Annotated in this window: 8 protein-coding genes; 6 read left to right on the forward strand and 2 right to left on the reverse strand. The window is 70.4% G+C overall.

Annotated features, from left to right (window positions below; translation table 11 throughout):
- Positions 1 to 15 precede the first annotated feature (15 nt).
- The 4 genes from IEZ11_RS15035 to IEZ11_RS15045 all read left to right on the forward strand — a co-directional run bounded on the left by IEZ11_RS15035 (position 16) and on the right by IEZ11_RS15045 (position 4,393).
- A complete protein-coding gene (locus IEZ11_RS15035) occupies positions 16 to 933 on the forward strand; it encodes a helix-turn-helix domain-containing protein (RefSeq protein ID WP_189263466.1) in 918 nt (305 codons plus the stop codon).
- Entirely contained in the window at positions 893 to 1,027 is a 135-nt protein-coding gene (locus tag IEZ11_RS50785) for a DUF397 domain-containing protein (RefSeq protein ID WP_229713024.1), read from the forward strand. The genes IEZ11_RS15035 and IEZ11_RS50785 overlap by 41 nt, the downstream gene beginning before the upstream one ends.
- Positions 1,028 to 1,309: 282 nt before the next feature.
- Positions 1,310 to 2,281, forward strand: coding sequence for a hypothetical protein (locus IEZ11_RS15040; RefSeq protein ID WP_189263230.1), 972 nt, complete (start codon positions 1,310 to 1,312; stop codon positions 2,279 to 2,281).
- Positions 2,282 to 2,551: 270 nt separating this feature from the next.
- A complete protein-coding gene (locus IEZ11_RS15045) occupies positions 2,552 to 4,393 on the forward strand; it encodes a hypothetical protein (RefSeq protein ID WP_189263231.1) in 1,842 nt (613 codons plus the stop codon).
- Between the two features lie 61 nt (positions 4,394 to 4,454).
- Here the strand turns inward: IEZ11_RS15045 and IEZ11_RS15050 are convergent, their stop codons facing one another.
- Positions 4,455 to 5,588, reverse strand: coding sequence for a HEAT repeat domain-containing protein (locus IEZ11_RS15050; RefSeq protein WP_229713025.1), 1,134 nt, complete (start codon positions 5,586 to 5,588; stop codon positions 4,455 to 4,457).
- A 223-nt stretch (positions 5,589 to 5,811) separates the two neighbouring features.
- Here IEZ11_RS15050 and IEZ11_RS15055 point away from each other — a divergent pair, with 223 nt between their 5' ends.
- Positions 5,812 to 6,645 carry a PIG-L family deacetylase gene (locus tag IEZ11_RS15055; RefSeq protein ID WP_189263233.1) on the forward strand — a complete coding sequence of 278 codons (834 nt, stop codon included), beginning with the start codon at positions 5,812 to 5,814 and terminating at the stop codon, positions 6,643 to 6,645.
- Positions 6,646 to 6,709: 64 nt separating this feature from the next.
- Entirely contained in the window at positions 6,710 to 7,516 is an 807-nt protein-coding gene (locus tag IEZ11_RS15060; protein WP_189263234.1) for a class I SAM-dependent methyltransferase, read from the forward strand.
- A gap of 151 nt (positions 7,517 to 7,667) precedes the next feature.
- Here IEZ11_RS15060 and IEZ11_RS15065 read toward each other — a convergent pair whose 3' ends face one another.
- Positions 7,668 to 10,943, reverse strand: coding sequence for an NPCBM/NEW2 domain-containing protein (locus IEZ11_RS15065; RefSeq protein ID WP_189263235.1), 3,276 nt, complete (start codon positions 10,941 to 10,943; stop codon positions 7,668 to 7,670).
- Between the last annotated feature and the right edge of the window lie 193 nt (positions 10,944 to 11,136).

The following is an 11,136-nucleotide window of genomic DNA, read 5'->3' on the forward strand; positions in this document are numbered from 1 at the left end:
GACCCGAGCGGGTCGGTGGCGGCGCTGTTCGGCGCGCGCGTGCGCAGACTCCGTACGGCGGCCGGACTGACCCAGGCCGAACTCGGCGCCAGGACGCATGTGGTGAGCACCCGGATCACACAGATCGAGCGGGCGTCCGGGGCGAGACCGACACTGGAGCTGGCGCGTGCGCTGGACGTGGCGCTCGGTGCGGACGACCTGCTGGTGGAGCTGTGGCCGTACGTGTACCGGGAGGCGTTCCCGGACTGGTCGCGGAAGTTCATGGAGTACTCGGAGCGGGCGGTGGCCGTGCGCGAGTACGCGGCGCATGTGGTGCCGGGCCTGTTGCAGACCGAGCCGTACGCGCGGGCGGTGTTGAGTGTCGGCCGGACGCTCGGCAGCAAGGAGCAGCTGGAGGAACGGGTCACCGCCCGCATGGGGCGGCAGGGGCGCCTCCGCACACCCGACCGGCCCGAGCTGTGGGTGGTCCTCGACGAGGCGGTGCTCAGGCGTCCGGTCGGCGACCCGGCGGTGATGCGTGAGCAGTTGGGGCGGCTGGTGAAGACCCGGACGGAGCGTCACATCACCGTGCAGGTACTGCCGTTCGACCAGGGCGCGCACGATGTGATGGGCGGCTCGCTCACCGTTCTCACCATGCCGGACGGCTCGGAGACCGCCTACACCGAGGGCGCGCACTACGGCCAACTCATCGAGGATCCGGACGAGGTCAGGAGCTTCTCACTCACCTACGATCGGCTTCGGGCGGCAGCTCTGCCCCCGCTCATGTCGCTCGACATGATCCGATCCGTGCTGGAGGACAACCGCCATGGCTCGAATCTCCCGTCCCGAACCGACCGGCGCCGCCTGGCGCAGGAGCAGCTACAGCAATCAGGAGGGTGGCAACTGCGTGGAGGTGGCCGACGGATTCCAGGCGGCCGTCGTCCCCGTCCGTGACAGCAAGGTCCCGGGCGGTCCTGCACTGTGCTTCGAAGCCGCCTCCTGGGCCGCCTTCATAGGCGAGTTGAAGGCCGGGGGCCACCGTCGCTGAGTCCGCCGGGCTCCGGTCGCCGTCCACGCGCCGGGCTCACCGGACCCCTGTCCGCGAGGGCCCGGCAGGCCACTGACCTCCCCAAAGAACCGGGGGAAAGAACTACCCGCCCGCCCGCCCTCCCCGGCCGCACGGCCCGCGTCACCCGTCCGAGTGACCAGCTTGCAGGCGCGGGATACGGACCGTTACGTTCGCCGCAACAACCGCACACAGACGACGGCCCCCGGCCGGGACTGGCATCCCGAACGAGGGCCTGACCGATCAGGAAGCAGAACCTTCCCGATGGCTGACCCGCAGTCTAACGCGCCTCTGCGCGCCGACGCCGGAGCTCCGACCTCCGGCGTGATCCACGTCCGCACCCGGCTCACCGCCGACTTCACCGTGATCTCCAACGCCCTCGCCCAACGGCGCGGCAGCGCGGTCACCGTCGGCGTCGCGGCCCTCATCCTCTCCCTGCCCGACGGCTCCCCCGTGAGCATCGCCGCCCTCTGCGAACACTTCACCGAGGGGGAGATCCTGATCTCCCGGGCCCTCAGGGAGTTGGAAGACGCCGGATACCTGAAGCGCCACCGCGAGCGGACGCCCACCGGGCAGATCCGTACCCGGACGTACTTCTACGACGTCCCCGGTGGCAATCCCGAGCCAGGGCCAGGACCAAGGCCAGGACCAAGGCCAGGACCAGGGCCAGGACCAGGGCCAGGACCGGAGCCCGAGCCGGACGGGCCTCCCAAGCCTCGTCGGTCCCGGAAGTCCCCCTCCGCCACGGCGGTCGCGCCCGCGCCCGCCCCCGCCCCCGCCCCCGCGGCCGTGCAGGAAACGGTGCAGGCGCACGCACCGGCCAAAACCGAGACACCGGTCGCGCTCGCCGACGCCGACCCCAAAGCCATCGCCGTACTCGCCACCCTGCGTCGGATCGACCCCCGCCTCGTCCTCTCCGAACAGGAGGCCGCCCGCCTCGCCCCGGCCGTCACCCGGTGGCTCGCGGCAGGCCTACTGCCCACACAGATCACGGACCACCTCACCGCAAGACTCCCCGACTCCCTGCTGACCCGCCCGGCCGGCATCCTCGCCTACCGGCTCAAGGAGACTCCCCTGCCCACACCGGCAAGGAGTGCGGAACCCCCAGCGGGTCCGGTCACCGTACCCATGCGGAACTGCGACGGTTGCGACCGGGGATTCCGCTCGGCGCAACCCGGCCGCTGCCGGGACTGCCGGTCCGGGGAATCCGGCAACCGTCTCCGTGCGGCCTGCTGAGCCGCCGCCGCTCTCCCGAGAGGCGGCCGAGGCTGTCGCGGCTGTCGCGGCCGTCGCGTCCCAGAGGATCCGCTACCACGTACTGGACACGCCCTCGACAGGGGCAGGTGAGGTCCTCGCCGGCTGCACAAACCCGTTGTTCGCGTGTCGGAGGCAGGTACTAGAGTTCGATCCGTTGCGTGATGTTCACAGCAACCGTACAGAGAGCGCGGCCGGCCTCCGGACATCGGGGCAGCGTGGCTGCGCCATTCCCGTGGGGGGAATCCAGCAGTGAGAACACGCTCTTTGGTGTCGGCGGCCGTGTCCGCCGCACTGGGCGCCGCGCTCCTCGCCGCGCCGACGCTGGCGTACGCGGACGGCGGCCCCGGGCAGGACCCGGCGGCCTCCGCGACCACGAATCCGACGGCCGATCCCACGCCGGCGGACACGCCCACCAGCACCCCGTCCGATACCCCGTCCGACTCTCCTTCGGACACCCCGGCCTCCGGCGAACCAACGGGCGAACCGACGACCGACCCGACGGGCGACCCGACGGGCGACCCGAACAGCCACGCGGCGTCTACCGACGGCAGCGGCGCCCCGGTGTTCGGCAGCGTCGGCTCCGACCCTTCCGACTCCGGCTTCCTGACGGTCGCCGTCTCCTCCGATTCGGCGGTCACCGAGGTGTCCGCCGACCTGACGGAGCTGCACGGAGCGGCCCCGGCGACCGTCGCGGTCACCGGCTTCACGCTTGTCTCCGGCACGCCGCAGGACGGCGTCTGGCGCTCGCCGCGCATGTCACAACTGCCGTCCTACGGCGGCTACGACGTGACGGTCAGCGCCCAGGACAGCGACGGCGACCACACCACGTCGGCGCACGCCACCACCGTGGACGTCGAGCCGAAGCCGGTCTTCGCCGACCGCAGCATCAGCCCCGACGTGCTCGACGTGGAGCACACGCACGTCACGCTCAGCGGCCGCATCTCGCTCTTCGACCCGATCACCGGTGACACCTCGCCGCTGGCCGGCCAGGCGCTGAGTGTGGTGGCCGAGTACGCCTACAGCGCCGTCACCGCCGCCGACGGCAGTTACGCGATCGACGTGGCACCGAAGTTGAACGGCGAGAACGCCACCTCCGTGCCGGTCTCCCTCTCCTTCTGGATCGCCAACCCCGACGGCACGAACACCTATGTGCTCGTCGACAGCAAGACCCTGCCGGTCGTGGTCAGCCCGAGCCGGATCCGGCTGGACCACTCCAGCGTCCAGATCAAGTTCGGCGCCAAGGCGTCCTCGTCCGGTGTCGTGGAGTACCTGTACGACGGCACCTGGCGCCCGGCCAAGGGCGTCGCGCTCGACATGGGTTACTACGCCACGACGACCAGCGGTGCCGGCGGGCGCTTCAAGCTCACCGACCCGTACATCCCGTACGACGACGCCACGTACACGGTCGAGACCAGCCTCGACAGCTACCTGGCCGACCCGTATCTGACGGCCTCGCACGCGAAGTTCAAGGTCGACGTCATCAACAAGACGAGCATCTGCTTCTGTTCGAGCTGGCTCGACGAATACTCCGACCTGCACATCCAGGGCAGCATGACCGCCAGCAACGGCAAGGTGCCGCCGAACCGGAAGCTGTACCTCCAGCAGTCGGCCGACGGCAAGACCGGCTGGAAGTCGCTCGGCTGGTTCACCACGAAGTCCGACGGCACCTTCAACCTCGACGGGTACGTGGCCGTGCCGAAGGGCTACTGGCGGCTGTACTCGGCGGGCTCGTCGGACTACCAGCCCGGCTACTCCAACTCCGTGCACTTCAACCGCACCGCCACCAGGATCACCAGCTTCAACGCCGGGCCCGAGCCGGTGCGCAAGGGCCACACCGTGACCACCACCGGCACCCTGCAGCGGCTGAGCGGCACGAAGTGGGTGGCGTTCGGCAAGCAGCGCGTCTACATCCTCTTCCAGGCCAAGGGCAAGAAGTCCTGGACGCAGCTGGGCTCCGTCAAGGCCGACTCGCACGGCCGCTTCACCGCCCGCTTCACCGCGAAGCAGGACGGCACCTGGGTCGGGGTCTACCTCGCGTCCGGCTCCTACGTGGACGCCGAGAGCTACCACGACTACGTGGACGTGCGCTGATCAGCCTCCTGTCCCGACCACCACGAAGGGCGCCCCGGGAATCTCCGGGGCGCCCTTCGCCTCAGAGGAGGGACCGGATGGCGTCGCGATGCTCCGGCAGGCCGGCCTGTCTGAGCCAGCGGAGCTTGTTGGCGATGTTCCCCCAGCAGGCGTCATTGGCGGTGACGGCTTGCAGGAGCTCCCGTTGCGCGGCCGAGAGAGGCAGATCGGGGCTGTGGCCGGTGGGGAAGGCCTTGACGAGGAGCGGGCCCCAGTCGCGGTCGACGGTGTGGTCACTGGCGAGCGGTATCAGGGCCATGGCCGCCGGAGCCAGGTCCTCGAAGGAGTCGACACGGTCGAGGACGGCCTTCAGGAGGGTGAAGCGGAGCCAACCGTCGAACTGGGGAAGGGGGTCGGGGAACCAGTGGTCCGCCTCGGCCGGGTTCCGCAGGGCTTCGAGCAGGACGGCGGTGGCGCGGGGCACGTGCGCGCAGCCGGTGGCCAGAGCGGCGCAGGTGCGCACGGCCGGATCAGGATCGTCGAGGAGTCCGGTGGTGTCCTGGCCCCAGGCGCCCAGTGCCAGGGCGGCGGAGGAGCGTTCCCGGCGGGTGCCGTCCGCCGCGAGAACGCTGCGCAGGCGGCGGGCGGCACGGGGAACGCGTTCGGCGAGGTCGGGTGCCTTCAGTAGCAGGGTGACCGTGCCGAGGGCGGCCTCTCGGGTGTCCGGATGCGGATCGTCGAGGAACGGTTCGACCGCGTCGTAGAGCTCGGGTCGGATACTCCGGCATGCGCGGATCGCTTCGAGTTCGTCCTCGTCCGCGCCCTCGTCCGCGCCCTCGTCATCGTCCTCGCCGTCGCCGTCGCCGTCGCCGTCGTACTCGTCGCCGCCGTACTCGTTCTCGCCGTAGGCGGCCGAGTCGGCGAGTTGGCCGAGCCAGTCGAGCAGTGCCGCGCGCAGGGGCCGGGACCGGTCGTCCCAGGGGAAGAAGCTCTCGTGCTCGGCCGAAGTCCGGGGGTGGGCCAGGATCGCCGCGATGAACAACGCGGCCGGCGGGGTGGAGCTGTAGAGGGATCCTTGGTGCAGTACGGACATTTCGAGCATGCCCAGTGCCTCGGCCTGCGCCTCGGGATCCTCGTCCAGAAGTTGGCACAGGTACGGCGGGGTGTCCCCGGCGCTCCCGTATGCATGCTGCAGGGCGTCCCATTCGGTTGCCATGAGCAGCTCTTCGGCCTTCGGAGGCAGTCCAGACCACATGGGGGCGCCACGTTCCTCGTCTTGATCCGTCATGTGCATACCCTGCCGAACAGCACTGACAGCCGGTCGCGCCGGGAACAGTCGGTCCGGTCCGCGGGGTTGGATCGACCGAGGGACCGGCGCCGCACGGGCGACGCCCGTCGTGAGCTCGGATCGCGACGTTCTGCTCCAGGAGGACTGTTTCATGACTGACCGACCCTTGACGCTGATGGCGGTACACGCCCACCCCGACGACGAGGCCACCGGAACCGGAGGGATCCTGGCGCGGTACGCGGCGGAAGGTGTCCGCACGGTTCTCGTGACGTGTACCGACGGCGGTTGCGGTCACGGACCCGGGGGCGTCAAGCCGGGCGATCCCGGACACGATCCGGCGGCCGTCGCCTTGATGCGCCGTCAGGAACTCGAAGCGAGCTGCGAGGTCCTGAAGATCAGCGATCTGGAGATGCTGGACTACGCCGACTCCGGGATGATGGGCTGGCCGAGCAACGACAGCCCCGGATCCTTCTGGCGGACCCCCGTGGAGGAAGGCGCGGCGCGCCTCGCGGAACTCATGCGGCACTACCGGCCCGATGTGGTCGTCACCTATGACGAGAACGGCTTCTATGGCCACCCCGACCACATCCAGGCCCACCGCATCACGATGGCGGCGCTGGAGATGACCTCGCTCGCGCCGAAGGTGTACTGGACCACGATGCCCCGCTCGGGGATGCAGCGGTTCGGCGAGATCATGCGCGAGTTCCATCCGGACATGCCGGAGCCGGATCCTGCCGAGGCCGCCGCGATGGCCGAGATCGGCCTCCCCGACGACGAGATCACCACGTGGGTGGACACCACCGCGTTCAGCGGCCAGAAGTTCGACGCCCTGGCCGCGCACGCCAGTCAGGGCGAGAACATCTTCTTCCTCAAGATGGGCAAGGAGAGGTTCGGCGAGCTGATGGGCACGGAGACCTTCGTACGCGTCCAGGACGCCACCGGCGCGGCCATACCCGAGAACGACCTCTTCGCCGGACTGCGCTGATCCGCACGGGCCCGGTCCGCTCGGCCGGGCCTGTTCGGACCGTTGTTCCGGCTATCGTCGCGAGATGGCTGAAGCTCCCGAGAAGTTCGACACCGCGATGACCACCTGGCAGGAATGGCAGGACGCCCCGTGGGGTCGCCTGCGATACGCGATCGCGGAGGCGAACCTCGCCCGTCATCTCGACGACCTGGGCGAAGGGCCGTTGCGGATGCTCGACCTCGCCGGCGGTGACGGCGGTGACGCGATGCGCCTGGCCGCCCGCGGGCATCACGTCACCATCGTCGACCACGCGCCCGCCATGCTCGCCGCCGCGACCGAGCGAGCCTCGACGGCCGGCCTGACGGAGCTGATCACATGCGTGCGCGCCGACGTGACCGCGCTGCCCGCCGAACTCGCCGAACTCGCCGACGGGGCGTTCGACGTGGTCCTGTGCCACAACCTTCTCCAGTACATGGACGACGTGCCGGGCGTCCTCGCCACGGCACTCGCTCCGCTGAGGTCCGGCGGGCTGTTCTCGATGATGGCGATCAACCGGCACTCGGCCGCCCTGAGCATCGCCGTTCGCGAGACCGACCCGGCCGCCGCGCTGGCCGCGCTCGGCACGGACCGGTCCCGGACCCGGATGTTCGACTCGGCGTTGACGCTGCACACGGCCGAAGAGATCATCCCGGTCCTGCAAGGCCTCGGCTGCGAGGACGTACAGCACTACGGCATCCGCGGCTTCTGCGACTACATCACCGACGACGCGCGAAAGTACGACCCGGCGTTCTACGCCGACCTCGAGCGACTGGAACTCGCCACGACCGCGCGTCCGCCCTACATGCACACCGCTCGGCTCTTCCAGCTGACGGCGCGGAAGCGGGGCAACTGATCGGGTTTGCCGAAGAACCACCGGCGTTCGGGGAGACGGCGAGCGCGGGAGGGGTCCCGTCCGGACAGCCTGATGTGCGGCGAGGCAGCGCCACGCCTCGGGGCCGCCTGGTCGCGGACCGGCGAGTTCGGCGACCTCGCCGTGGCTCGCTCTACCCCGCGCAGGTGAGTCGGGCGTCGGACCAGTCCGCGTGGTCGTGGGCGTTGCCGTCTCCGGCGTCCGAGACCACCAGGTGCAGCTGCTGGGCACCGGAGACGTCCAGGTCCAGGGGCCGGGGCGGGGAGGCGCCGGTGAGGACGGGGGTCGTGGTCAGCGTCCGGCCGTCCGCGGTCACGGAGAAGGTGACCGAGCCGTTCGGGGCGACCTCGTCGTCGATGCCGACGGTGGCGGTGAACCGGGTGCAGTCGCCGCCCAGGAAGAACGCCACGTCGCTGTCTGCGTGGGCGCCGAGCCCCTTGTCGTGGACGGTGCCGCGGATCGTGATCGGCTCCCCGTCGCCGGCCGCCTGCTCGCCGTTGGACATGTCCCGTTCCACCGGGCCCCAGCCGTTGCTGCTGGAGACGAACGACAGGTCGCTCAGGTAGGGGCTTCCGGTGGGCGGCGGGATCGGCACCTCGGTCTTCGCGGTGCCGTACGTCCGGTGCTGCACACCGCCGCGGACATAGTCGGCGAGCGGCGAGAAGGTGGCGGACACGGGGGTGTCGGCGGCCGTGGGGGCGGTGACGGTCCAGCTCGCCGTGACCGAGTGGCCCGGTGCGACCTTCGAGAAGGCGGTGGGTGTGGTGGCGGTGACCGTCCAGCCGGCCGGGGCGCCGGGCCGCAGGGTGACGTGGGTGGCGGGGGCGGCCGGTGCCGGGACGGTGAAGGTGGACCTGAGGGTCGCCGACTCGCCCCGGTGGACGGTCGAGGGCAGGTCGGCGGTGAGGGTGGCCGGGGATAGCGCCGGGTGGCGTACGGGGGTGACGGTGAGGTTGTCGAACTCGTCGGTCCGGTAGCCGACCACGCCGATGCCGACCTGCCCGGAGGCATAGGAGGAGTCGTCCACCGCGCCGACCGGCCTGCCGTCGATGCTCGCCGTGATCGTGGTGCCGCTGAAGCTCAGGCCGAGCCTGTGCCAGCGGTGGGTGCCGAGCGCCCGGGTGGTGCCGTCGGCGAGTGTGGTCAGCCTGCCGCTGGTGTCGCTCTTGACCACCGACCAGGCGCCGGTGTCGCCGACCCGCAGGAAGTAGCCCGCCTGGTGGGACTGCGGCCGCTGCTGTTCGCCGGCCCGGCCGATGAGTTCGACGGTGCCGGGCTGTTCCAGGTGGACGTCCGAGCTGACCGTGTAGTTCTTCCAGTCGGTGTCTCCGAGGAGGGCGAACGCGTCGCTGTCGTCCTGCCACTCGATGGGCTGCTGCGCGGCCATCTGCCGGACGCACCGGCCCTTGCGCCGGCCCGCGCACCTCACCGTCTCGAAGGAACCCTGCATGTCGGAGAGGTACCTGGCCTCCCGGCCCGGGGTGTGCCGCTCGAAGGAGTCGCGGTAGGGGAGGGCGAGGTGGCCCTGCGGCGGGCTGACGGCGCTGCCCCTGCCCTGGCCGGTGGTGGTGGTCAGGGAGTAGACGTAGCCGGGCTGGAGGGTGACGGAGAAGTGCCCGCCCTTGTCGGGGGTCACGTCACCGGTGTGCGTGAAACCGCCGGCGGCGGTGCCGGACGCGAGGTCGGTGGCCCAGATGTGCACCGTGCCGGTCGGAAGTCCCCCGGTGACGGTGAAGTCCGCGCTCTGGGCGCCGCTCGCGGTGGAGGTCTCCAGGATGGTGCTGTAGGCCGAGTCGTCCGGCGACTTCAGCGTGACGTAGCTGCCGTTCGTCCGGTTCCCGCCGAGGTAGCCGCTCGCCTTGTCGACGAACTTCCAGCCCGGCTGGGTGACCTGGGTGACCTGAGCCGTGGTCCAGAGGCTGGTGCCGATGTCGTACGCCCCGGACCAGGGCTGGTTCGCCACCGCGAGGCCGACCGTGTCGTAGGGCAGGTTGGGGTAGATCGCGGCCAGCAGCGGCCAGTTGAGGTAGGCGGTGAACCTGCCGTCGAGGTAGCCGCGGGTGAGGGAGCGGATCAGGGCGCCGGCGCCGGAGTTCTCGTCCAGGGAGCCGTTCTCGCTGGCCCACAGGGGTTTGCCGCTGTTCTGGGCGTTGGCCGAGCTGTAGCAGCTGTCCGCGGTGCCGCCGTCGCCGCCCTCGCAGGGGTAGTGGGCGCCGACGACGTCGACGGACTGTGCGAAGTCCGGGTCGGCAACGATGTCATCCGCGACGTCCAGGCCCGAGTCGGCGGCGACGATCTTCACCGGGAGGTGCTTGGCGGCGAGCGTCGCGTGCAGTTTCTCGTACCAGGCGGTGTCGTAGCCGCGCTCGTTCCAGCCGCCCAGGTAGTCGATGTCCAGGCCGTGCCGGCGGGCGCAGCCCAGCCAGGCGGTCAGGTAGTCGATCATGTCCTGGGACCAGAAGTGGCCGCCGCCCGGGGAGTTGTCCGTGTTGCCGATCCAGCCGGGGGCGCCCCAGGCGAGTCCGTAGAGCTTGAGGTGCGGATTGCGTTTCCTGGCCTGCTCCATCAGCCACCACTCGTAGCCGCTGTCGCAGTGCACGGTCCCTCTGGTGTGCTCGATGCTGGGCTCGGAGCCGTCGGTGGAGTTGGTGTCGCCGCCGATCTCCACCTTGAGCAGCTGCAGGGCGGCGCCGTAGCCCGGTGTGAAGAGGTAGTCCAGGATCTGGCTGCGCTGCGGCTCGGGATAGTCGATGAGCAGCCGTGAGTTGCCTCCGCCGCCGCTGATGGCGCCGATGCCGTCGAAGGTGCGCCCGGTGCCGGCGGCGTCCACCGTGATGTCGGTGCGGCCCGGTACGGGTGCCTCGCCGACGAAGTCGATCCGGTCGACGGTCACCGCGGTCCCGCTGGAGGCCGCGTTCTTCCGGCCGGTCGACGTGACCGTGAGGGTGTGCGGGCCGTCGGGCAGCGTGGGGCTGGTCCACAACGGGACGTCGCCGGTGCGGGTGACGCTGTAGAGGTCGACGTCGACGGGGGTGCCGCCGTCGACGGACACGGCGGCTATGCCGTGGCCGGGGGCGGTGACCGCGCGGAAGGTGAGCTGTGTGCCGGTGAAGGCGAAGTCGACCGAGTCGCCGGCGTGCTCGGTCCAGCTGTTGGTGCCCTCGTAGGGGTTGGCGGGTTCCCCTTCGCCGCTCGCGTGGCCCCAGCCTGTGCCCTCGTAGTCGAACTGGTCCTGTCCGCTGCCCTGGACGGAGTCGTCCACGGTGACCGTGGTGGCGGTGGCGGTGGCGGCGGTGGTGGCGCGGGCACCGTCGGCACCGGCCGTCGCCGTGCCCGACAGCAGCAGTACGAGTGCGCTGAGGAGGACGCCACCCGCTCTGGGCGCACGGCTCCGCACGGATGGGGACATGGGTTCTCCCGGTGCGTCAGTGGGACGGAAGAAACAGCTCCGCGCACAGTGCTACAGGACCCCACTTAAACGGACAACGTTCTGGACTGAATTGAACAGAAGATTGCACAGCCTTCCTCGGCAGGCGGAACACGGCCTGAGGTGTCGTGTTCTGGTGGTGCGGCGTACTCTGGCAGGTCGCTGTCATGGTGTG

This window comes from Streptomyces fuscichromogenes (genome assembly GCF_014645815.1).
GTDB lineage: Bacteria > Actinomycetota > Actinomycetes > Streptomycetales > Streptomycetaceae > Streptomyces > Streptomyces fuscichromogenes.

Coding starts and splice junctions, on each gene's coding strand:
- IEZ11_RS15060 (WP_189263234.1), top strand. CDS start 6,710: ATGGCTGAAGCTCCCGAGAAGTTCGACACCGCGATGACCACCTGGCAG.
- IEZ11_RS15050 (WP_229713025.1), bottom strand. CDS start 5,588: ATGGCAACCGAATGGGACGCCCTGCAGCATGCATACGGGAGCGCCGGG.
- IEZ11_RS15055 (WP_189263233.1), top strand. CDS start 5,812: ATGACTGACCGACCCTTGACGCTGATGGCGGTACACGCCCACCCCGAC.
- IEZ11_RS15065 (WP_189263235.1), bottom strand. CDS start 10,943: ATGTCCCCATCCGTGCGGAGCCGTGCGCCCAGAGCGGGTGGCGTCCTC.
- IEZ11_RS15040 (WP_189263230.1), top strand. CDS start 1,310: ATGGCTGACCCGCAGTCTAACGCGCCTCTGCGCGCCGACGCCGGAGCT.